We start from the raw sequence: 25,553 nt of genomic DNA, 5'->3' as shown, positions 1-25,553 counted from the left end.
TCCTAATAATAGAAAAATGAAAAGTATACTTCCGTTTTGTTTTTTGCTGCTGTCCTGCACAAAAGTAGTAGAAGTAGATCTGGAAACAGCAGCCCCCCAATTGGTCATCGACGCATCCATTAATTGGGTTAAGGGTACCACAGGCCATGAGCAGAAAATCATACTCTCCACTACAACCGGATATTACAGTAAGGCATTCCCCACAGTCTCCGGAGCGGATATTGTGATCACCGATCCCGCCAATGCTGTTTTTAGCTTTATAGAAAATCCCGGTACGGGAGAATATATCTGCTCCAATTTCCAGCCGGCTATCGGGGAAACCTATACCTTAAAAGTAGCTTTAAACAAGGAGGTCTATATGGCGACGGAAACCTGCATCAGTGTACCGAAAATAGAAACCAATATTGAACAGGACGATAACGGCGGATTTGGAGGTGATAAAGTGGAAATCAAATATTACTACCAGGATAACGGCCAGGAGAACAATTACTACCTGCACCGCATCCTATCGCCGGTATCAGTATTTCCCGCTTATAAAGTCAGGGATGACAATAAGAGCCAGGGAAATCTTATGCAGGAATATTTTTCCGACAAAGACCTGAAGACCGGAGACAGGATCAACATCCGGCTCTATGGAATTTCAAAAAGATATTATGATTACTTCAAAAAGTTATTGACCGCATCCGGAGCAGAGAACGGACCGTTTCAAACCATACCGGGTTCCGTGCGGGGGAATATCATCAACCAGACTCATCCTGAAAATTTTGCTTATGGATTTTTCAGCTTGTCAGAGGTGGATGTAAAAGATTATACAATACAGTAATAATTGGCACTTTGTCAGTAAGCTATTAACATCTAAACCTGTCAATATTTCAGCATAAAGAATTTGTTCCGGGTACTTTCCGCACCGTTAGTTTCATGCGATGAAAAAATGACAGTCAAACATTTATTTTTTTATGGCTGGCATATAGGTTGATCGCGCTTTTTTACCTATTTGTTAATATTTAAAAAGGAGGTTACTATGTCACTCGTAAGAAGCTACAGGGAACCACTTACCAATTTGCCGACCCTGTTCGAAAACTTACTTAATCGTGGTGTTTTAAGCTGGGGTAACGCTAATAATTCCAGCAGCGGCACTACCATTCCCACGCTGAATATCAGGGAAACCGATGAGGATTTCCTGGTCGAACTTGCCGCACCCGGTATGAAAAAAGAAGACTTCAAAATTCACCTCGATGGCAACAACCTGTGCATTTCTTCTGAAAGAAATATCAACGAGGAAGAACCAGGTAATGGTAAATATTCGTATAAGGAATTTAGTTACCAGTCCTTTAAACGCACCGTCACCCTGCCATCCAATGTGGTGGATGAAGAAAAAATCCAGGCACGATATGACAGCGGAATACTATCGCTGAAAATTCCTAAAAAAGAAGAGGTAAAGAAAAAGGCGCCCCGCCTGATAGCGATTAATTAATATCTTTTGTCAAGCCCAGCGGGAGGCGGGTCACTCCTATGGACCCGCCTTTCCGGCTGGCACAAACCTGCGATAAATGGAAGAGCGTTTTTATATCGATGTCCATTTCAAGGTAGCCAAAGGTTGGATAGCCTACGCTAAAATTAACCTGGGGTATGATCAGGCATTTGTCCATTCGCTTTTTGATATGTTAGCCGGCAGAACTTTACCCGAAGGGTTTCTCAGAATGAACCTGATGGAAACAAAAGATGATTTTGCCTTTCTGCACCAAAGCATGTACTGTACACTTCCTCAACTGGCTGAGAATTGTATGTTGGTGACGAAGGAAGTTTTCAGGTTTTATAATCTTGATAAAGGGATATTGGATTAATCTAAGCCCAGCCGGGTTGATAAATACCTGTGATCCAGCTGGAACCATATACACGAAAATCCTCGTTAAACCGTTGCTGGTGTATGCGTTTTATCTTAATTGCCGTTAGATCCTAAAAAGCCATATTAGTATCAACATGGCTTTTTAGGACTTTCATTTCTACATAGCTACCGTCGGTTAACTAACGCAGCATCCGGACGAATAGCTGATTTATCATGGATATAGTAAAGAATGCTTCAGTGTAAAAGCCCTCCCTTCCTGATTTTATTCTCAGGACAAATCTCTTTCTTCAAAACATCAGTCCCTTTAAGACCACGTGTATTAAACTCGATGCTGTCTTTAGGCTGATTGCCGGCAGGGGTAATACGAATAACATAATCTGTTTCCTTCTCCAGCATTATGGTAATGGTTTTTCCCGGGGTTGCCATGAAGCACCAACCAATGTTACGCTGCCGGTTGTACAGGTATATGCAGGCATCGTAATACCGCGGGCATACCGTACCTTCAAAAGGAATCTCCAGGGCCGGGCGCGGCAGGGGTATTATATCCATTCTTTGCGGAGCATGCCAGCTATAAATATCATCGCTGCCTTTTCCGCCAACTCTGTTGGAGGAAATATATCCGCTTCCATCTTCCCGGCTCACAAAATAAAAGTCGTCTCCGGACGTATTCACAGGATATCGCATATTTTCCGGAGTTACCCACTGTGCCTTGCTGCCACTAGATTTGAAGATATCGAAACCGCCCATACCGACAAGGCCTTTGCTTGAATAATAGAGATTTCCATCCGCTCCTATAGTAGGAAATTCTTCTTCATCTGTTGTGTTAATGGTTGGACCACAGTTCCGGGGTGTTCCCCAGGAACCATCTGCCTGCCGTTCACTATACCAGATATCGGTGGCACCCAGTCCACCGGGCATATCTGAGGCAAAATACAAGATATTGCCATCTTTGCTTAAAGCGGCATGTCCCACTGAATATTCGGCTGGTTTGTTATAGGCAAATGCCGTTGGCTGCACCCATTTCCCGTTACTATCCTTTTTACTGACATACAATTCCAAACGTCTGTTACCCGATATCGTCACCTTTTCTATTCTTTCCTTCACCGTAGCAATGCGGCGATCTGGTTCTGTTACAGTAAACCAGGCGGTCTGGTATCCATTATCAAATGCTACAGGCCCAACATGGTACCGGTACTGGTTAAACACAGAAGAAAGATCGCTCAGGTAAATATTTCCATACTTACTGCTATCTGCGAGATACAATTTATAATAGGGGTCATTTGTACGGCCATAGTTATTTTTATTCACCTTACTACCCGGAGCGAGTTGATTCCGGAAGAGGGAATCTGACATAAATACAATGCCATTGGGATACCAGGTGGCGCCCCAATCAGACTTTGCTGTATTGAGTCTGGCCACATTCCGGATATCATCCCTGGTTGGTTGCTGCATCCATTGAACAGCGGCGTCACAACCGGCAATCTTGTTTTCTACCCGGCGGGCCTGGTTGGTTCTCCGCGCATATTGCTGAAAGGCTGTTTTGGCAGCATCATATTTGCCCAGACTTTTCAGCATATCTCCATAATACAATTCATTGACGGGGTCAGCATCCGGCATTGCTACCAATTTCCCGTACCATTCTGCGGCATTGGCATAGTCATTTATTTGCCGGTAACACTCCGCCAAACGCTCCAGGCTTTTTATACTGACCTTCTTCTTTTTTGCCATTCTTTTATAGAGATTAGCTGCTTTCGCATAGTCTTGCTGCAGATAATATATGGTCGCCTGTTGTGCAACAGATCTTTGTTCCTGGGCGCATACATACCCGGCCAGCAAACAGCAAAATATAACCCCAACCGTCTTCATCATGTGGTGATTAACTAAGTAAAAAGCTTTCATAGTGATCAGAAATATCTTGGACTGAGTATACGTGTTCTTTTCCCGGGGAAGGTAATGCCCAGGGATATTTCATGTGACCCGCTCTGGGTAGAAGCCATTTTACTGATCGTAAGATCGTAGGCATAACCGATCCTGAACCGGTCGTTCGCATAAAATTCAACCATAGCGCTGGCAGCATCGAGCGGGTCGAGGTAGGAAGGCAGATTGGGTTTGTTCCACAAACGCACGCCTGTTCTGTAAGAGCCCCCTACCCACAATTTTTCTGCGATCAGTAAAAATGCCGTCAGATCCACATTCGTAGGCCCTTTGAAATCTTCCTTTATCAAAATTGAAGGTTTGAGTTTGAAATTCTCGCCCAGATCAAACACCGCACCTGTTGTAAGATACAGGTGCTGTGTTTTTCGGATCGTTTTGTATTGATACCCTTTCCAATAATACCGCGTAGGGTCTGTATACAATGAAAACAGGTCCATGACTGATGCGCTGGCATAAAACCTGGGCGTAAAGTAATAGATCCCAAAACGCGCATCCGGAATAAGCGTTGACACCCTGGCAGCCGGGATGGTGGGATCTCCGTCATCGTTGAACTGCAGCGTAGTCCCATCGATAGAATACTGTGTGGCCCCGGCGCCTATGCCGAAGCATAAACGCCTGGTACCATCTTCATCCAACGGAATACGGTAAGAATACATTCCGTAAAAGGCAGTAGCATCCTGCGGCCCCAGCTTATCGTATGTTACCTGTAGCCCTAACCCCACTCTTTCGTCTTTTGATTTAACTACTCCATCCACCGAAACAGCAGCAGTGACCGGCGCGCCGGGAAAGCCCACCCATTGCTTTCTGTAAATAGTATTCAGATAGAGATCTTCCTTGTAGCCCGCGTAGCCAGGATTTACACTCAACATGTTAAACACATATTGACTAAACTGCAGATTCTGCTGCCCTCTTGCCAAAGCAGGAATAAGCATTAATCCTCCTAAACACTTTAACAACACCCGGTTCCATCTTGATATATTATACATAACAATTTTTTTTCGTTTACGTAATTATCTCAATAATTCTATCCAGCCTTTATATACACGTTCTCCCTCCGGTGTTCTCAGTTTCAATATATAGTAGTAAGTCCCTTCATTCAAACCATTTCCATCCCATTTGTTATCATAGTCTTTGCTCTGGTATACCATATTACCCCACCTGTTATAGATGAACAAACCGCTACCAGGATATTTACCTAATCCCAGGATCACAAAGCGATCGTTCTTGCCATCTCCATTCGGGGTAATAACATTTGGAATAAATATCTCATCCCCTGCAGTTATCGTTACTACCGATGTATTGGAACCTGGCGCCGGATCATTTTCGTTGCCCTGTATGGTTGCCGTATTCAGGATACTACCGCCGCTTATTATCTGTACGGTATAAGTCAGTGTAAGCGCATCTGTGGTACTCACATCCCCGATGGTCCATATAATACTGCGACTTGTCGCGTCATAGTGCGCCTCTCCTTTCGTTACCATTATATCGACAGGCACTCCTAATGCAACTGGCAGCACATCTGTAACAACAACGCCAGTGGCTGTATTCGGCCCATGATTACTTACTTCGATCTTATATCCGATACGTTTTGCAATAACATACGGCTGTGGTGTAACTACTGCCTTATTGACTACCAGATCGGCCGATCTCACTGCATTGATATCCACCTTAGCGGTATCCGGTACCGACGTCGCAGGCGGCCCGGTAATGATAGCAGTGTTGCTGATGGCTCCCTGACCAACTAATACCAGGTCGTATGTGAGGGTGGTGCTTTGTCCGCCTGTTAGCGAATCTATTGACCAGGTGGCGGTATGTGATGCAGCGTTATAACTTACCGTTCCAAGACCAGGCTTACCAAACACCGGTGTCGGCAGGTTATCCCCTGTAAGCACATCCGTTACTACCACATCTTTAACCGTAACGGCGCCACCGTTACTAACGGTCAATGTATACGTTATTTTATCGCCTGGTTTGTATGGTCCCGGTGTTACTGTTTTAATGATATGCAGCTGAGGTTTTGCAACCACTGTTGTGATAACCGGAGGCGTAGTATTATTGTCCGGTACCTTATCTGTCACTCCTGAAGGAGTAGTTACCGTGGCTGTATTACTCAATGCACCAATGTTGGCCGCCGTACCGGAGATCAGGATACTTACGCTGCCGTTGGCAGGCAAAACAGCAATCGTGCCGGTCACATTATTGCCGCTTGCACTGACAACAGTACCCGCCGCGCCGTTTGACTGGCTTTGAACGATGGCAGTTACCCCTGTCACTCCTGCAGGCACTGCATCGCTGAAGGTAGCGCCGCTTACACCAGACGGACCGGCATTGGTGATGGTTACCACATAACCGATAGCGCTTCCCTGTATCAGTGTAGCGGGTCCTGTTTTGGTAATTTGCAGGTCTGTCACTTCACTTACCGTTGTTATAACAGGAGGTGTAACAACAGCCGGTTGACCAGGAACATTAGCTGTAGCGGTATTTACCAGTTGTCCGCCATAGTCGGCTGGGACTGTTCCGGTCACTGTTATCAGGATACGATTGCCGGTACCCGCGCCAATATTGGCAGTTACACTGATATTATTACCGGCACCACTGTTGCCGGCTGTAACATTCCCACTGCCGACAACGGAAGTTGTCCAACTAACATTTTTCAATGCGGCAGGTACCACGTCAGTGATAACAACAGCGGTGGCATCACTCGGGCCACTATTCCCGGCTGTAATCTGGTAAGTCACCTGATCGCCTGTGCGGGCAATGGTCGGTCCTGTTTTTTGCAGGGTTACGCCAGGCTGCTGTACAATCTTCGTTATCACCGTATTACTGTCAGGTGTAGTTGTCACCACTGTAGACGGCACTTTTATATGAGCCGTATTGGTAACAGTAGTTGCCGTGGTTTGCTGTAATGTTCCGGTAATAGTGATACGCAACTGACTGCCACTGGTGGCGGCTGCCTGTATACTGATATTATTACCCGTACCATTAGCCGGACCGGTAAAAATAACGTTACCGGCTACACGCACTGCCTGCCAGCTCTTAACGGTAATGAGCGATGGTACGACATCAGTGACTATCAAGGTATCCAGATCAGATGGACCGTTATTGGTTACATCTACCGTGTAGGTAATATCACCGCCTGCCGCCAGTTGTGCCGGTCCGCTCTTGGCTATCAGTACATTGGCTTTACGTTGCACATCCGTCACCGTTGTATCTGTAGTTACCTGTGGATTACCAGGAGCGGATACTTTAGCCACGTTCTTCACCTTACCGCTGAAATTCGGATCCAGTTTTCCATGAATGGTCACGACGATTTCATTACCTGCGCCCGCCGCTATATTGCCTGTTACCATTACCCCCATACCTGAACCAGCAGCGCCCGCAGTAACGGCAGCATTTCCGGAGGCCGCCGCTGTCCAGGTGACGTCATTAATACCTGCCGGCACATTATCGGTAATCACTGCACCTGTTGCTTCACTTGGCCCGGCATTCGTTACTGTTACAACATATGTTACAGCATCCCCGGCCTGTGCAGCAGATGGAGCTGCTTTAGTGATATGCAGTTCCGGGTGATTGGTTACCTGGGTTATTACAGGTGTACTGTTAACCGGTGTTCCACCCGGAGGTACAGCAGCGGCTGTATTTGTAATGGCACCTGTAAACGTTGGATCAACCACGCCATTGATGATAATCGTTATTTCATTCCCGGCGCCGGCAGGGATGTTAGCCTGTAGTTGTATATCATTACCACTGCCGCTGTTGCTGCCGGTGATGGTGGTATTAGTACCCGTTGCCGCGGCTGTCCAGGTGACCTTTTGCACCTGTGCAGGCACGAAGTCAGTTATATTTGTATTGATGGCATCAGACGGACCTGCATTCGTAACCACAATAGTGTAAACAATAGCCTGTCCTGCAATCACACCTGACGGCCCGTTCTTAACCACACTCAATCCGTGTTTATTACTGATGGTTGTATTTACAGCACTGGTAGCAGGCGTTCCACCCGGCAATGTAGCTGTAGCAGTATTGGTTATTACTCCTGTGGAAGAGGAAGCAACGATGCCTGTAACAGTAATACTGATCTTATTACCGGTACCAGCCGGTATATTTCCGGTTAAACTGATGTTGTTACCTGTACCACTATTTTGGCTCACACTGGTACCTGTACCGGTCGTTATAGCAGTCCATGTCACTTGTTGTATCTGTGAAGGCACAGCGTCTGTGATGCTGATATTACCGGCATCGGAAGGCCCGTTGTTAACAATATCTATGGTGTAGATAACCGGCGCGCCTGCGAAAACTGTAGTCGGGCCGCTCTTGGTAATCTGTACTGCTGCCTGGTTCACCACATTGGTGTTTACCGGTGGTCCGGTTACAGTGGCGCCTCCATTTGGCGTAGCCGTAGCTGTATTCACCAGCGTACCAGTGAATGATGGGCTCAAGGTACCCGTCACGCTGATCACAATCTTATTACCTGTTCCGGCCGGCAGGTTACCTGTCACATGAACAGCACTACCATTGCCCGCGCCCCCGGTCAGCACTGCTCCGCCGCCCGCTGAAGTAGCTGTCCAGCTTACGTTCTGCACAGCAGCAGGCACTGCGTCATCAATGCTCAGGTTCATAGCATCTGAAGGGCCGTTATTGATCACCGTGATACTGTATGTTATCTGGTTGCCCGCCGCAACAGAAGCAGGACCGCTCTTAATTACCTGCAGCCCGGTTTGACTATTGACATTTGTAGCTACCGTACTGATAGCAGGGGTAGGATCAACAACTCCTGCCGGCGGCGTAGCGGTGGCCGTATTGGTCAATGTACCGGTAAATGCGGCATCTACCTTACCGGTCACCGTAACAACTACTCTACCTGTACCTGCTGGTATACCGGCAATAATACCGATGGTACCGCCCGTGCCGGATGCCGTATTTACGGTCGCTCCTCCGGATACGGCAGCATTCCAGTTTACATTACTGATATTAGCCGGTATATTATCTGCAATGGAAGCACCGGTAACATCAGCAGGACCGGCATTCGTCACTTCAAATGTATAGCTGATCTGCTGCCCTGCATTGATATTGGCCGGACCTGTTTTGATGATATTAAGATCAGCCGACTTGTTGACAGATGTCGTAAATGAACTTGTTTTAATAGATCCTGATGTAGCTGTTGCGGTATTTGTAATAGAAGAACCAGCTGCCGGAGAGATAGTACCGGTAATGGTAATCAGTATCTCGCCCGGACCATCGGTAGTACCTTCGATCGCAGCCTGCAGATTAATATTATTACCACTTCCGCTTGTTGCACTTACAGTAGTACCACCGTTACCGGTAGCAGTGGCTGTCCATGTCACATCAGTGATTTCCGCCGGTACCAGATCTGCAATATCTACAGGTGTAATATTGGATGTCCCGGTGTTGCTGACAATCACCTTGTACACAATCTTATCTCCCACATTAGCTTCCGCAGGGCCACTCTTACTGATCTGCAGTCCTGCATCTGTATTGATGTTCGTATTAATAGTGCTGGTATTGGTTCCCGGTACTGTTTCTGTAATACCGGCGGGCGGTATTACTGTAGCTGTATTGTAGATAGCACCCGGCGCAGCGCTTGCATTTACAACGCCGTTGATATTTACCGTTATACTATTGCCTGCACCAGCCGGAATATTGCCGGTAACTGTCAGGTTATTGCCGGTAAGACCGGTAGTTATCACCTGGGCCGTACCGCTCGCAGTAGCTGTAAACGTGATATTGGTTACCTGGGCTGGTATGGCATCCTGTATGACCGCTCCCGGCACGTCTGAAGGGCCGTTATTGGTGATAAGCAGCTGGTAACTGATTGGCTGTCCTGCTGCCTTATCAGCCGGACCTGTCTTAATAATAACCAGGTCGGCTTTTCTGTCTACGGAAGTAGTTACCGTGCTGGTAGCAGGTGTCGGATCAGTGGCGCCCGGCGGAGGTGTGGCGGTAGCTGTATTTTTCAGCGTTGTTACTGTTGCAGCAGGATCTACTTTACCATCTACAACAATCGTCACTTTGTTTCCTGTGCCTGCCGGGATACTGGCGGTGATATCCACGTTACCGGTTCCGGTGGCAGCACTCACGGCAGTTCCGGTTCCCTCAGCGGCTGCAGTCCAGGTTACACCTTGCAAACCTGCAGGAATTATATCAGCGATATGACAGCCTACAGCATTAGCCGGGCCTTCATTGGTAACCACAATGGTATAAGTCACATGCTGACCGGCAGTCACCTGCTGAGGACCGCTCTTTACAATATTCAGGTCAGTTATATTATTCACCTCCGTAGTAACGGTACTAACTGATGGAGTCTTGCCCGGTACCGCAGCAGTAGCGCTATTTGCAATGGATGCCGACGTATAGGCCGGATCAACCACAGCGTTTATAGTAAATGTAATTTTATTGGCTACACCGGCAGGTATATTACCGGTTACCGCAATATTGCCGTTTCCGGAAGCAGCGCTCACGGTAGTACCTGCGCCTGTAACGGCCGCTGTCCACGAAACCTGCTGTAAACCGGCTGGTAAATTATCGCTGATAGTAACATTAGTGGCATTGGACGGTCCGCTGTTGGTAACGTCGAGTGTATACACAACAGGCTGTCCTGCTGAAATGGTAGCCGGTCCGCTCTTCACTATTACCACATTAGGATCATTGGTCACATCTGTCGACTTAGAAGCCGATACCGGTGCTTTACCGGTTACTCCGGCCGTTGCTGTATTGTTGAGCGTTCCGGAGAAAGACGAATCCACCGTGCCATGAATAGTGATACTGATATTATTAGCCGCTCCCGCAGGAATATTGCCGGTAATGTTGATATTGCCGGTTCCCGCAGACGCGCTGACACTGGCGCCTGTACCGTTGGCTACCGCTGTCCAGCTGGTATACAACAGGTTTACAGGAAGAACGTCCGTAATGGCGACGCCGGTAGCATTGGATGGTCCGGTGTTGGTTACCAGTAACTGATAAGTGATCTGCGTTCCGGCACTCGCCTTATCCGGCCCGGTTTTAACAATATGCAAAACAGGGTCGTTGGTGATAGTGGTAGTAACGGTGTCACTGGATACTGTCGGTTTACCAGGAACTGTTATCAGCGAGAAGTTACTCAGTGCTGATCCGGTATATGCCGGATCTACTTTTCCTTTAACATTAATGGTTATACTATTTCCGGCGCCGGCAGGTATATTCCCGGTAATGTTAACATTTCCCGCACCATTGACAGTATTTACGGTTGTACCGGTTCCTGCGGTAACAGTGTTCCATGTTGGATTCAGTATACCGGCAGGAATAGCATCCGTAATCGTTGCGCCAATAGCATCCGATGGTCCATTGTTGGTGACGGTAATGGTATAAGTGATATTCTGCCCTGCGCTAAGCGTAAGCGGACCGCTCTTGGTGATCTGCACATTGGGGTCGTTGGTAACGTTGGTGGTGATATTAGTCGTAACTGGTGGTTTCCCCGGAAGCGTAGCAGCAGCTTTATTAACAATACTACCGCTAAACGCAGGATCTACTGTTCCTGTAACGGTAATGGTAATTTTATTGGCAGCGCCCGCCGGGATATTACCGGTAATATTCACATTTCCGCTACCTGACTGTGCGTTGGATGTAGTACCGTTACCGCTGGTGGCAACCGTCCATTTTACTCCTGAAATACCGGCTGGTATGGAATCTGTAATCGCTACTCCCGTCGCATCTGAGGGCCCGTTATTACCTGCAACAATCGTATAGGTGATACCGTTACCTCCACTTACAGATGATGGCCCGCTTTTACTGATGGTTACATCCGGCGTATTAACGACTACCGTAGTAACAGGTTGGCTTGGTACAGTAGGGCCATCCGGTTGTTCGGCAGTAGCTATATTGATGATACTACCTGCAAAGGCCGGATCTATCTTACCACTTACCATAATGGTGATACTGTTTCCTGCACCTCCGGCTACGTTACCGGTAACTGACAACGTATCGTTGCTGATCGTCGCGTTAGCAATGCTGGCTTTTCCGGACACAGAGGAAGCGCTGATAACAGGATTCAGGATATGGCTATCCAGCGCATCCGTTATCCGTACGCCGGTTGCATCACTCGGGCCGGCATTGGTCAGTACCAATGTATAAGTAATGTTCTGTCCTGCACTAAGTGTGGCCGGACCACTCTTGGCCAATTGCAGAGAAGTCTTCCTGTTAACAACAGTAGTTACCGTATTTGACGGCTGTGAAGGTTTACCGGCGGGTGTCACGGTAGCAGTATTGCTAAATGTGCCTGTAATGGCAGGATCTGCTTTGCCTGTTACAACTATAGTGATCTTGTTTCCGGCACCGGCAGGTATATTGGCAGTAACGCTCACATTACCTGATGTACCGGTACTACCGGCTGTTACGGCAGCTGCACCTGTTGCAGTAGCCGTCCAACTGGCTCCCTGTATCTGAGCCGGAATATTATCTGTTATTACGGCGCCGGCTGCATCAGAAGCGCCATTATTTATTACTTCTACCGTATAAGTAATACTATCTCCGGCATTAAGCGTTGCAGGACCATTCTTGGTAATGACCAGTGCCGGATTATTAGTGACATTGGTAGTTACCTGGCTGGCTACAGGCGTACCACCGGCTGGGGTAGCACTGGCACTGTTAGTAATAGTGCCGGCAGGTGTAGCGGATGGTATTTTTCCCCTGATAACAATAGTCACGCCGTTACCGCTGCCGGCAGGTAAGCTGGTTACAATATTGATATTACCGGTACCATTCAACGGGCTTCCGCCGGTAATGCCGGCGGTACCGGTAGCAGTAGCGGTCCAGCTCACGCCTGTCAGCATCGCCGGAATGTTATCCAGGATATTGGTATTGGGAGCATCACTTGGACCGGCATTTGTTACCTGTATGGTATACATGATAGTATCGCCTGCAGATATGGTTCCACTGGCCGGACCGGTTTTCACAATATTAACACCTGTCTGGTTTTTAACAGTGGTGCTAACCGTATTAGATGGTATTGGTGTAGTGCTTCCGGGAGGCGTAACACTGGCAGTATTTAAAATAGTGCCGGTAGCGGAAGATTTAATAATTCCATTAACTGTAATAGTAATAGTATTTCCAATACCTGCAGGAAGATTGCCTGTAAGATTAATATCACCGCTTCCACTGGTAACGCTTACCGTGGCTGTTCCCTGTACGCTGGCTGTCCAGGTAACGTCGGTGATCTGTGTGGCAATGGTGTCTTTCAATATTACACCAATGGCATCGGACGGCCCGCTATTAACGTAGGTGATAGTATAGCTGATAGCAGTTCCTGCCGGAGCGTCCGGCGTACCTGCTTTTGTTGCCTTAAGATTAAATTGCGGACTATAGGTATCCGTATCAGTAACGGTATTGTTAGTTGTATTGTTATCTGTATAACCAGCGGGTGGCGTAACAGTAGCGGTATTTGAAAGATTACCGGTAAATCCTGCCGGTACTTTTAATGTAAGCGTATAAGTTATGCTTCCACCAGCAGGTATATTCACCAGTTGATTAATGGCGCCTGTACCATTGGGAGCCGGCACAGTTGCTCCATTAAGCGTGCTTGTGCTCCATGTTGCCGTAGTGATGCCGGCAGGTAATGCGTCACTGACGGTTGCCCCGGTTACATCTGAAGGACCATTATTGCTCACAACGATTGTATACACCGCGTTTGTTCCCGGGGTATACGTAGCCGAACCATCTGTTTTGGTAATAGCCAGATCTGCAACATGGCTGATCAGGGTGGTATCCTTAGCTGTTGGTGGCGTTGGATCGGTGGCGCCCGGAGGTGGTGTAGCCGTAGCGGTATTTATCAACGCGGTTCCATTAACGCCCGCATTCACAGTACCGGCAATCGTCAGGGTGGCACTTTGACCGGTGGCTAACGTCAACCCTGTCCAGGCTCCGGTTCCACTGGTATAACTACCCGCAGACGGCGTATAGCTGCTGGCGGTAAAACCCGCTGGTACGTTATCCGTTACCGTTACAACATCAGCTGGTAATAATATAGCGGGGCCGTTGTTGGTCAGCGTAATGGTATAAGTCAGCGCCTGGCCGGCTACGGCTGGTTTTGGCGTCGCCGTTTTGACCAGGTCCAGGTCCATGACACGGCTTACCAGTGTCGTGTCTTTTGCGGTAGGTGGCGTTGGATCAGTGATACCGGTCGGTGGTGTCAGCGTCACCGTGTTAATCAGGCTGGCGCCGGTATAACTATTGCCAACCATACCGGTAATCGTCAGCGTAGCAGTGCCGCCAGTGGCCAGCGACAAGCCTGTCCACGCTCCGGTAGCACTGTTATAAGTACCGGCAGATGGAGTGTAGTTATTAGCCGTAAAGCCGGATGGCAAATTATCTGTGAGCGTCAACGTATCGCCGGGCAGCATACTGCCCGGGCCATTATTCGTTAACGTAATGGTATAAGTCAGTGTCTGCCCTACTACCACCGGTTTGGGGCTGGCTGTCTTAGTCAGCCCGTAATCAATCACACGGTTAATCGTGGTCGTTTGACGGGCCGTATCATTTGATAAGTTCGGATCAGTAATCGTTGGCGGGTTGGTTACAATAGCGGTATTGTTCAGGCTACCGGTAGCATCAGCCGCTACGGCGCCTGCAATAGTGATTGTGGCGCTCTGGCCGGATGCAAGGGCCAGTCCTGTCCAGATGCTATTGCCGCTGGTATAGGTACCTGCAGATGCAGTATAACTATTAGCGGTATAACCGGCAGGCAGGTTATCTGTCACCGTAATGCTATCCTGTGCCCTCATAGCAGAAGGCCCGTTATTGGTAACGGTAAGCGTATAGGTCAACGGCTGACCGGCCGTAGCCGGATTGGGGTTGGCCGTTTTAGTGATAGACAGATCATACGCCGGTTGTATCATCAGGCTGTAGTCCTCCACTTCTCCATCCATCGCAGCGCCAACAGTACTTGTTGCTGTCAGCGGATCTGTGGTCAAACGGAAACGCGCATACGTAATTCCGCCTGAAATGCCTCCACCTGTGATTAAGGTATTAACATTATTCCAGGTAAGTGTAGCGGAGGTTGCATTATTGGCGACCGTAGTACCGGTAGCTTCCCCCGGATCAAAAGTACCATTACGGTTAAAGTCGATCCATCCTTCCAGGTTAGCTACCGTACCGGTCGTATTGGTAACAGGAAAAGTAAGTGTGTAAGTGGTTGTGGCGGCTGTAAGTACAGGTAACGATGCCGTCAGGCCATCGTCATTCGGATCACCATTGGGAACATTGGCGTCAGCGCCGGCAGCTACCGCAAGCGCCTCCGGTTTGCCCGCAACGGTAGCCCCTATTTTCAATCTGGGGTTAACAAGATGTGTAGGTCCATTAGATGCAGATAAAGTACTGTAGCTATTCGGCGCATCTCCTAAATCTGCCTCAGTTACAGGTGTTACGCCGCTAAATTCCGAGGTATTGTTTCCGGCATCGGTGGCTGTTGCCGTCAACAAACTACCTTGTGCCACCCCATTAAGGGCCGGCAATGGAATAGTAAATTGAAACCGGTTAGCAGTACGCGCTCCTATTGTACCGGTACCATCGTCCATATATGTGCCGGTAGCAGCATCCTGGTCTGCAATACCCGCTACCGTTCCTCCTTCCTTAAATGTAGCCAGATACCTGCGGCCTTCACCAAATCCCTGGAGGCTGGTAAATGCGGCTGGCAGCGGATTGGGGCTTAACGGTGGTGCAGGCGTAAAGCTGGCATCCCTGTCGGCCAGAAACAGTTCGATAGTGGCTCCCGGGGGTGAATAACCTTTTATTACCAGGTTATTTCCAATAACTGCCGCGCCGGTAACCACCGGAAAATTGAGCAACGCGTTAGGACCTGCAGTGGAGCTGCCATTGGGGGTAACAATATCAGGAGCGCTACCTGCAGCCCGTAAATCAACCCCAAGACCAGCATTGCCATAAGTACTGTTCTGCGTTATTTTATTGCCCAAAGCGGTAGCGCTACCTGCTATTGCAATACCGGAGGCTCCGCCAGCGGTAACAATATTCTTAGTAATGACACTGTTCGTAGTATTATTAAACTGAATGTTATCCTTTTCCGTTGCAATGGTACCAGCTGCTCCATTTCCGGAAAAAGTATTATTAGTAACTGTAGCACCGGCGCCCATAGACACTTTCAGCCCTTCATTCAGGTTGCTTTGTACACTGTTGCCCGTAATATTGAGCCCCTGAAGGTCCGTTGATACCGTTCCGCTGGTCATTTCAATACCGATGCCGGAAGGTTGCACCGAAGCCGGTGCTCCGTTTCCATTATTCAATATTTCATTACCGGAAATAGTAAGCCCATTGATGGCTGCCCTTTGCCGGATACCATCAAAGTCGGCACGAATAATATAGTTATTGGTGATATTGCCGGCGTTTCCGCTAATAGAAATATTGGAGCCAGGATCGCTTCCGGCAGCTTCTGTATTGGTTGAAACAGCTGCGCCTCCGATAATATTACCGGTGATCAGGTTATTGTTACCAGTACTAAGAATATTGGCTCCTGTGCTGGTATTGTTACCAAACCGGCTGATAGCGATACCCCGGACTACCTCATTATTGCCGCTCAGATTCAACCCGCTTGTAGCAGTACCAGCGGCGCCATTCCAACGTATTTCCACCTCTGGCCGCTGTACGCCGGGTAACGGTATCTGGTCAACGCCCACCTTGGTTCCCGGGTTACCTGCCACGCCCGGTTGTGTGTTACCGATATTGGCAGTTTGGGTACGGCCATCAATACTGGTGTTAGCGTCTGTAACAGCGGGCAATAAAGTTGTAAGATTAATAATGGCGGTAGCGCCACCTCCGGCAGCGGTTAACTGATTAGGCTTGTTAATCCCGGGGTGCGCGTTACCGTCCGGAATCATGAAAATACTGGTTTCCACACCAGGCGCCGGTGTAAAGATACTGTTAGCGGCCTGGCTCAACCCGGTATTGGTTAATATATTGCTGTTACTAATAAATTGCTGTAAGGAACCTTGCCCGGTACTATTCGTATTAACGATAGCAGAGAAGTTAAAACCAAAGTCGATCCCTGTGACATTGGAAGTCTCAATGGTAGCCTGCGACACAGATTGTGCAGCCCCGCTTACGCCTCCACTCAATACAAAAGTAGTTGTATTCAAAGTAGTAGTGCCGACCGTACCTGTACCCGGATCTGCTGTAGCCGGGGCTCTGCCTCCCACTTCATCCACTACATTATTCAGGGTAGCTGCTGCTACCCTTTCAGCTCTGAATGTTTGCACTCCCAGCTCTGTTCCGTTGCTGCCCGGCCGGGTAGACTTCACGGTATTATTTACAACCCTGACGTAAAAAACCCCATTTCCGCTTACGCCTACTGCATAAGTACCATCAGTTAGCGTATTGGTGGAGTTTTCCAGGACTCCTATAGCATTATATACTTCTACCCTTGCATTAGGAATCCCTGCAGTTCCTGCAGTACCAAATATCCTGCCTGCACCACCTCCATAGTTAACATCCTCAAATACGCGCCCGACGATCTTAAAAGCATTGGAGCCAAGGTCACCATATTGAAGAGGAAATGGTCCACTCAACACAGTAACAGATGAAGCCGGAATGCTGCTATTGCCGGACCATGCACCGGTTCCGGAAAATTCACCGGCATTTATTCTTACCACATAAGTGGCAGTACTACCTGAAATCGGGGCGGTAGTAAGTACATTACCCTGCAAATCAAATCCTATCCCGGCGAAATTATAGTAGGTTGCAGGTGCAATCACCGGAACCGATTTATACCCCAATATACTACCATTGGCAGGTGAAATCTCCCAAATAGAAGGTATGTTACCAGTGGTGGTTCCACTTACAAACAATCTACCGGCAGGGCTGAAATCAATATCCCCCCCTCCCACCGGAAGGTCGGTAACACTGGAAGGAGCAGGTATGACACTGGTTGAAACCACTGCCGCCGTTGCTTTATTGAGGTTGACCATGTAAGGCCGGCCGGGCAGGTTATTTGCATTCGTGGCACTATAGTTCGAAATTGTGAAAAGCGAGCCAGATGTAGTAAAGGCCAGCTTTCCGAACACCAGGTTTCTTGCTACGTTGTTTACGTCGCTAAAGGTAGCACTGATAGTCCCCACGGTTGAAAGCGTCCCTCCCGTTGCCGGCGGCGGATTAGGTACAAACTTTAGCAACCTGGCTCCGGCTATCTGGTTGTCTGTAAAGTAGATGTCTCCATTTAGATCTACTGCCAATGCCGTAGCTGAAGAGATGGTGCCCGGAGCGAAGGTATAAATAAAAGTAAGGGCTCCGGTAGCGTTGTCTATACGCACAATATTCGTAGTGCTATAGGAATAAGAAACGCCATATCCCTGTGCAGATGAGCTTTGCGCGCCACTGATACAAAACAATATTATTCCCGATAACATTACCAGGTATCTTAATAAGCTTCCTTTACAATATTGCCCCCTGTAGCCAGCACAATAATAGGCATAGGGATTCCTAAGCGTAGAACTTTTACTCATACACCTGATTTAATAACAACAGTTTTTATTAAACAATAGTCCGGGGAAAATTAAGCAGCCACAGATCCGGTATTAAGACACCTTGTTGAAGAGGTTTTGATGCTGCGCATGGGGAAAGTAATATGCTCTTTATCCGGCAAGCCGGGCCAATGGGTAAACTTCATAAGTGATACAGTCATGAGTGATAAATTAAGATGGTTACATCATTCGATTTGGTTGACGGCCGGGGACTCTTCCAGGCCCATGTGGTGTTTGGTATCCGGGATCAAAATTCAATCGGGAACCTTAAGCTGTAATATTTAATGATCCTTTCTGCTTTCAGCTTCGCATCGGGATCCTATATTCCTTTGTCCTTTGGTTTTGGAGATTTATAGCTAAGGATTAATGTCCATATTATAGTACGGTATAAATACTGATGGGTGTTACGTCTTATTAACTATCACAATCAAACCGGCAAAATAGCTGTGCATTCAAAAAACTATAGACGCATTCTCCTCTTCTTTCGGGAATTCATTCTACTACACCAACACTGTTTGGGGTTGCTTTAAAGAAGCTTCCAGCAATTGTATTATCTGGCAATTTTTCTTACAGCTCATGCTTCCTGTAGTGTTTCGATAAAATTAGCACCTTAGTCTCAAAGTGATATATACGACTATAGATTACAGCAACAATTTGCTATGCTATTTAAAAAAATAGCAAAATATTGTTATTCTTACACGAGCAAACACATCAATACTGCCACCTATTTTGCTTTTCGCATGACTATCTTCCCTGTTCCGGCGGGAACATTCAAACGACTAAAAACTATGATAAAATATATTCTTTCAAGAGAGGAAATGCCAAAATATGGCAAGTCCAGATTGCACCCTGACTTTGCGGGGGACCTGGCGGAGCGTTGTGGCAGCGTGTTCTATGCTAAAAGTATAATTAATTTGCGATAGCTGTAATAACTACAATACCCAATACAGGGTTGTAAAACATAGTAAAGCAAGATGCAAGTGTAACCGGCAATATTTTGTCTGCCGGTACAACATTAATGAGCTCCGGTATAGGACGATACCAACGGGATAGATACAATTAACTCAGTACCTTCAGCGCTTGAATTTATGTTCGTTTCACCATTCAGATATTCTACCCTGCGGCGAATCGAATCCAGGCCTATAGCTGATTTAGCACTGCCGGATTTCTTTGCGTTTAATCCGATCCCATCATCGCTGATCGTTAATATCAGGTCATCCTCTTCTTCATAAACCAGGATGCTTACATTCTTAGCCCTGGCATGCTTGATAATATTGGTGATAGCCTCCTGGACAATACGAAGTAATGCAATTCGTGTATCTGTATCGACATTAATTAATGAATTGTCGTCGATGTGAATGGTTTTGCTGTAACGGCCGTTGGGCAGCGCATCATCTGTCAGCAGCCTGACCTGCTTTTCAAAAGACAGCTCCTGTTGGCCGTCTGCGGCGTTGAACCATTCGTGGCTTTTTCTTCTGGCAGCCTCATAAGCGTTAGTTGTCGCCAACTGCAATCTACTCAATTTATTTTTCAGGTTAATATCTTCAGTATCCATTGATAGCGTTTCCAGTTGATGCCTGATAGCAGCGATAGACGAAGAAAGGCCATCATGAAGGTCCTGCCCAAGCCGTCGCTGCACTTCCCTCACCGCCTCGTGCTTGGCCTCTTCCATGGAGATGATCTGCATATTGGTAGCGTTATTTAACGCTTCAATCTGCGCTTTGGCTTTCCTGCTCCGGTAAAGCATGATAAAATAGATGGCCAGCACGATAAGGGCCGCGGCAGATGAAATGACCACCAGCCAAAGCGTTCGCTGTTTTTTAACAGCTTCTGAATGCTGAAGCTCAACCCTCGTGTTTTCGGCGTCAGTGTAGGCATAAAGCAAACTATCCATTTGTGTCATCAATATTGTCTTTGCCTTTCGCTCATTTGCCAAAGATTGGGCTAGCCATGTATAGCCTCCATGATAGTCTCCTTGCGCCGCCTGGAGTTTTGCTTTGTATTCATCCACTATCGGCTGTTGATTTTTTAAAAAAACGGGAAGCGATGCAAGTTTACTGATATAAAAGTGGACGCTATCATTTTTTTTTAAGGCCAGGAAGTGCTCTATTTTTAATTCATACAGGGTTCTTTCTATATAGGATGTCGCCTGGTCTTCATATGTACTTTTTAGCGCTTGTATGCTATCCAGCAGCGCCCCCGCTTTCGCCTGCCTGCCTTCAATGGCGGCAATATCATACTGCCTCATCAGTATGAAATAGTCGTTATAAAACATGAATGTTCTGTTAATAGGGTATTTGCGCTTTAGTTCAGCGCTAATTTGGTCGGCCACCTGTATTGTTTGACAGGCAGCTGTCGTATCATGCATATTCAAATAGGAATTGATGGTTCCCATTAAAATGTCTATTGCATGCATCCCGTTAACATTATCAGCTTTTTTATCCCGCAGCAGCTCAGGCAGCTGTTTTATATACGCTTCTTTACCCTTATAAAGAGAGATAACTTTACCATATGATTCCTGTTCCGTTAAAATCTGTACTTTACTCTGATCTTCAAGTAAAGGACGTATTCTGCCATTTTTTTCTAATTCCCTGGATTCTTTTTCAGTATAATACATGGCGGCCCCGGTTTCTCCAAACATTAAAGCATTATTGGCTAATGCCAGATAGTAGTTTACCCGGGGACGCCCGTATTCTTTTTTGCTCCAGGCAATCTCCTGATATAACCTGAGGATGTTTGCCAGTTCCTGGGTTTTGAATTCGATTCCATTATCAAGAAATTGTTGCGTCAACGAATAGGCCTGGTCCAGATATTTGTCATCTGAAATATTTCCTGCATGATAGGCTTTGTTCAGTTTTTCAAAATCCTGTCTGGCACTCGTGACCGACTGCCCGGCAGTAAATTGGACCGGGCATATCAGGAGTAGAAAAAATAGGATGAGAAAGTACAAATTCTTTTGTGGCTGATAAGTATTGGCTGTTGGCATCATAAGGTTACATAAATATTTTACCGGGGCTGTTTAGATTAATTCCTGTTTGCGCGCATATGACAACAATGCCGTAATCGAATTGACATTCACTTTTGCCATCATATTGCGCCTATGCGCAACAATGGTATGTTTACTAAGATATGTCCGTTCTGCCGTTTGAGCAATGGATAATCCATGTGCAAAATGTTGCAAAATCTCCACTTCCCTCGCCGAAAATGGCGTCTCGTTCTTTAAATTTGAATTAGAGGTAATTCCAGCTATCTCCGGACTGATATATTGTTCGCCACGACCTACTATATTCAGGCATTCAAGGACCGCATCAAATCCTGATGATTTACTGATAAGTCCGTGGGGATTATAGCTGAGAATATTAGTGATAGCTGCTGGACTGGACACAGAACTTACAACAATAATAATAACGTGTTTATTTAATCGCCTGGCCACATTGATAAGCGGTAGCCCAATTTGATTTTTCAAATAATAATCCAGGAATAGATAAATAGGAGTTCCTGAATGTTTAATCAGGAATTGAGTTAATTCCTGCTCCTCGCAAAACGTATGTACTGAACGAAAAAGTTCCAGCCGCTCAATCAAAGCTGAAAAAGAGTCTGCAAACAAAAGGTGATCGTCAAATACGATTGCTATAGCCTCCTTTTTTTTCATAAATATCTTCTATAAAACCTGAATATAGCAAAAAAATGAAATTTGATATAAGGGGGATGAACGCCGGTATATCAATAACTCACTCAAAGGTGCTATTATTTCTGCTGTAAAAGATAGCAATTTTTTGCTATTTTCTTAAATTCCATAGCGTATTATTGCCTTAAGGCATAGTCCTATATCTTGTTTTTAAAAGAACTCGTTAAGTTTGCAGTACTTCAGGACTCCTCTGTCAGGAGTATGAGCCATGTGGAAAATGGCTGTAACAAAGTATAAGATCTGTTTTAGGATGATCAATTTGATTGTGCAATCAGCAGCACAAATAGAGTCATAAAATTTATTTTTAGAATGCGATTAGTAATTGAAAATGTCGAAACTGCTTGTATTACCCCTGCTTCACACCCGAACCGACTAAATGTTGACATTGCAGGAATAGAGCCCGGAGATATCCTGCTTCAGATAAATATAGATCAGGCCATCAGCTACTATGGTATCACAGAACTACTCGACGCTATTGGTGACCAGGAAATCAGGGCTCATCTTTTACATTCGGGAGGGCAAAACTAATGGGTATAAAAATATAAGATTAAGACAATTGTTCACGTTATCCCATCATGATGAGAAAAAATCCGGATACTGCTGACAGCTTCAGCAAAATGCTGATTTCAGTATTAGTACATGACCTCAGACAACCATTTGCTTCCCTTATCTCGGCTGCAGACATGATCAAATATGCAGACCACCCCTTATCCGAAGAAGAATTATATATGATCTTTGACCATATGCGTCATACGGCATCAAAAAGTATTAAGCTGCTTGATGGGCTGGTTTTCTGGATGAAATCCCAAAATAGCGGTTATACCTGTCAAACACAATCATTACCCTTACGCGATCTGATCAACAGCGCAAATGGGCTGTATATTCATGACCAGGCGAGCAAATCTATCAGTATTTCCAATACTATTCCAGAGCATCAACTGATTCATGCCAATAAAGAAATGCTGCAATTTATTAATAGAAATATTTTAAGTAATGCCACTAAATACTCCCCTCCGGGAGGAACCATCAACATCTCCTGCAGTGTTGAAGACGCCCGGATCATCGTTGCCTTTGCCGATCAGGGAATGGGTATTAGGGAAGAACAGCTTGAGCGGTTATTTAGTATCCAGGATACTCCGGTATTAGATAGCCATTATCTTCAGGGCGCCGGTATTGCTTTGAGTATCTGCCAGGATATGATCCGGCAAATGAACGGAAAATTATGGGCGGAATCGGCGTATGGTCATGGAGCTACGTTTTTCTATTCATTGCCGCTTCCGGCGTAGTTAGGTGTTCAGTATCCGGCGATCGTGGCCGGAATGACTGCGCAATACTTAATCATTGAACCGATCTATTATCCAGGCCAACAATTCTACCGCTATCCAGAACGATCCCATACCTAATATATAACCCAGTAGTGACAAAACATATCCCTTTATCTTCTTCCCACCCAATATCTGACCAATGGCCCACATACTGTATAACAGCGATACCACTTCCGATATCAGCTTCATATTTTTCCCGCTGATTCCCTGCACCACTGCAAACAACGCATATATCAACATCCCCGTACCAATTACGAAACATAACATGATCAGTACCTCATAATAATTGTACACGCTTTTGCGCATAAACAATTTCAACCAGACGCCGATAAAAAGACCCATGATGATATTGGCATAGCCATAATGCCCTTCAATCCATGTGGTGAGGGCTGCAAAGGTTTCGTACCGTATGGACTCACTTACGTAGTGTTCATTCTCGATATGAAAGAAATGGGTAATCAGCGTATACAGCAGCGAACATATGATAAGGAAAATGACCGGTTTCACCAGTCTGCTCCTGTCTTCTGTAAGGAACCTCCTGATATTTACTCCGGGACGTATCAATAGCTCCTTGATCGTATACAATATTCCCTTCTCAAAATGCAGCACGTGCTGCACCTCATGAATAATATAATGGCTATCCACCCGCTTCAATGCTATCGGATTGCCGCAATGTCCACAATACTTATCAGCAACAACCGCGTTACATGATTTGCAATTCATAGTAAAAATTTATTTAGCGGAAGCAGCTGCACGGGATTTCAGCTCTTTCTTAATAGCTTTCAGCTGTTGAAACAAAGGGAAAAAGACCAGCGACAATGAAAACACCGGGGTGATATACACCACCTTCTTTTCTTTAATCATCAGAACACATACAATCATAATGATACACAGTACCAGGAAACCTGCCAGTATTCCCTGAATACGGCTTTTTCTTTTCAGTAGATCGTTAGTGTCAGTACTTAATAGGTTCATAATCTGGATTTCCGCCAAAAATCCCGACTTTTTTCTTGTAAAACCCTACACTTGAGTGTAAATTTATGGCGATCTTACTGCTTATGATGAAAAATACCCCCCGTCATGCCCTGCTGACAAAAAACAGGCTGGATAACATTACTGACAATGATGTCAGCGGGCAGCATTATCTGGATGTAGTGAAGGCGTTTGCACGGCTTTCTTACGAGAGCATTTATATAATAGATTATTCAAATATGTCATTTGAATACGTTTCGGACAATCCACTGTTCCTCTGTGGCCATACGGCCGATGAAGTGATTCAGCTGGGTTATGAGTTTTACTTCCTCCATGTGCCACCCCAGGACCTGGAAATGCTTTCCACGATCAATGATGCCGGGTTTGATTTTTATGCACAGCTACCTGAGCCCGAAAAAAAGCAATATAGCATCTCTTACGACTTTCACCTGGTTACCAAAGCAGGAAAGCAAATATTGGTCAACCACCGGCTCACCCCCCTCTTCCTTACAACCGAAGGAAAAATCTGGAAATCCATGTGCGTGGTGTCGCTTTCCTCCCAGCAACACCCCGGCAATGTTCGTATATTCAAACAAAGCAGTAACGACATCTGGCAGCTAAACCTGCAAACAAGAAAATGGAGCAAAAATGGCAAACCTGCCCTTACTGACAGGGAACTGGAAGTATTACGCATGTATGCACAGGGACTTTCCATCAACCAGATTGCGGAAAAAATATTTGTAGTGCCGGATACGGTGAAATATTATCGACGGAAGATATTTGAGCGATTAGAAGTGAAGAGTATTGCGGATGCGTTGGCGCAGGCGGTGAATAATAGAATGATATAATGGGGCCGATGGGAGAATATGATTTACTGTTGGAACTGCTGCCGGATCTTCTTCTATGAAGAGATAAGCTACGCATATCAAGACCTCAATTAGTCAGCTTAAAAAAAGCTTCCCGCAGATCAACGGTTTCTCCTGAAAGCTACCCTCAAACAGTAACGTTTTTACATAAAGTTTCCCATTCATTTGACGTCTGACGTCCCCCCGAAAAAATGTAGCGCTGTAAGTTGGAAATTTCGGGGCAAATTTTCTTACCTTAAATCTGAAAAAATTGCCCATGAAAAGGTCAAAATTCACCGAGACGCAGATCATATTTGCGCTTAAACAGTCAGAGACAGTGGCAGTGGAAGAAGTCTGCCGCAAATTAGGGATTAGCCAGGCTACTTTTTACAATTGGAAGAAGCGCTACGGAGGCTTGGATGCAGC

13 protein-coding genes are annotated in these 25,553 nt (G+C 46.3%); 6 read left to right on the top strand and 7 right to left on the bottom strand.

Going from position 1 to position 25,553, the window contains the following annotated elements; genetic code table 11:
- Window positions 1–16: 16 nt before the first annotated feature.
- The 3 genes from ICL07_RS20040 (at window position 17) to ICL07_RS20030 (ending at window position 1,844) form a co-directional block, all read left to right on the top strand.
- A complete protein-coding gene (locus ICL07_RS20040) occupies window positions 17–823 on the top strand; it encodes a DUF4249 domain-containing protein (RefSeq protein ID WP_188089829.1) in 807 nt (268 codons plus the stop codon).
- 198 nt (window positions 824–1,021) lie between these two features.
- Entirely contained in the window at window positions 1,022–1,474 is a 453-nt protein-coding gene (locus ICL07_RS20035) for an Hsp20/alpha crystallin family protein (RefSeq protein WP_188089828.1), read from the top strand.
- Window positions 1,475–1,550: 76 nt separating this feature from the next.
- The gene (locus ICL07_RS20030) at window positions 1,551–1,844 is read left to right on the top strand and encodes a hypothetical protein (RefSeq protein WP_188089827.1); all 294 of its coding nucleotides are present in this window, start codon (window positions 1,551–1,553) and stop codon (window positions 1,842–1,844) included.
- Window positions 1,845–2,080: 236 nt separating this feature from the next.
- On the opposite strand, the gene ICL07_RS20025 is transcribed toward ICL07_RS20030, so the two are convergent.
- The 5 genes from ICL07_RS20025 to ICL07_RS20005 form a co-directional block, all read right to left on the bottom strand.
- Window positions 2,081–3,715: a tetratricopeptide repeat protein gene (locus ICL07_RS20025; RefSeq protein WP_223152038.1), complete on the bottom strand. Its 1,635-nt coding sequence runs from the start codon at window positions 3,713–3,715 to the stop codon at window positions 2,081–2,083.
- Between the two features lie 35 nt (window positions 3,716–3,750).
- The gene (locus ICL07_RS20020; RefSeq protein WP_188090639.1) at window positions 3,751–4,713 is read right to left on the bottom strand and encodes a PorP/SprF family type IX secretion system membrane protein; all 963 of its coding nucleotides are present in this window, start codon (window positions 4,711–4,713) and stop codon (window positions 3,751–3,753) included.
- A 78-nt stretch (window positions 4,714–4,791) separates the two neighbouring features.
- On the bottom strand, window positions 4,792–18,183 hold the full coding sequence (locus ICL07_RS20015) for a DUF7507 domain-containing protein (protein ID WP_188089826.1): 13,392 nt from the start codon (window positions 18,181–18,183) through the stop codon (window positions 4,792–4,794).
- A 1,129-nt stretch (window positions 18,184–19,312) separates the two neighbouring features.
- Entirely contained in the window at window positions 19,313–21,286 is a 1,974-nt protein-coding gene (locus ICL07_RS20010) for a sensor histidine kinase (RefSeq protein WP_188089825.1), read from the bottom strand.
- Window positions 21,287–21,316: 30 nt separating this feature from the next.
- Window positions 21,317–21,949: a response regulator transcription factor gene (locus tag ICL07_RS20005; RefSeq protein ID WP_188089824.1), complete on the bottom strand. Its 633-nt coding sequence runs from the start codon at window positions 21,947–21,949 to the stop codon at window positions 21,317–21,319.
- A gap of 611 nt (window positions 21,950–22,560) precedes the next feature.
- On the opposite strand from ICL07_RS20005, the gene ICL07_RS20000 reads away from it, so the two are divergent.
- A complete protein-coding gene (locus ICL07_RS20000) occupies window positions 22,561–23,271 on the top strand; it encodes a sensor histidine kinase (protein ID WP_188089823.1) in 711 nt (236 codons plus the stop codon).
- Between the two features lie 48 nt (window positions 23,272–23,319).
- Here ICL07_RS20000 and ICL07_RS19995 read toward each other — a convergent pair whose 3' ends face one another.
- Together ICL07_RS19995 and ICL07_RS19990 are read right to left on the bottom strand one after the other, a co-directional pair.
- Window positions 23,320–24,033 carry a DUF3667 domain-containing protein gene (locus tag ICL07_RS19995; RefSeq protein ID WP_188089822.1) on the bottom strand — a complete coding sequence of 238 codons (714 nt, stop codon included), beginning with the start codon at window positions 24,031–24,033 and terminating at the stop codon, window positions 23,320–23,322.
- 9 nt (window positions 24,034–24,042) lie between these two features.
- Entirely contained in the window at window positions 24,043–24,285 is a 243-nt protein-coding gene (locus ICL07_RS19990) for a hypothetical protein (protein ID WP_188089821.1), read from the bottom strand.
- Between the two features lie 83 nt (window positions 24,286–24,368).
- On the opposite strand from ICL07_RS19990, the gene ICL07_RS19985 reads away from it, so the two are divergent.
- Together ICL07_RS19985 and ICL07_RS19980 are read left to right on the top strand one after the other, a co-directional pair.
- Window positions 24,369–25,130 (top strand): response regulator transcription factor, encoded by a 762-nt coding sequence (locus ICL07_RS19985; protein WP_223152035.1) that lies wholly within the window; start codon window positions 24,369–24,371, stop codon window positions 25,128–25,130.
- 274 nt (window positions 25,131–25,404) lie between these two features.
- Window positions 25,405–25,553, top strand: a 149-nt coding sequence (locus ICL07_RS19980; protein ID WP_188089820.1) for a transposase, incomplete at its 3' end; no start/stop codon positions are given.

The sequence above is a fragment of the Chitinophaga qingshengii genome, assembly GCF_014529935.1.
GTDB lineage: Bacteria > Bacteroidota > Bacteroidia > Chitinophagales > Chitinophagaceae > Chitinophaga > Chitinophaga qingshengii.
The sequence above is the reverse complement of the archived record's forward strand: the minus strand, read 5'-3'. Positions and strand labels throughout refer to the sequence as shown.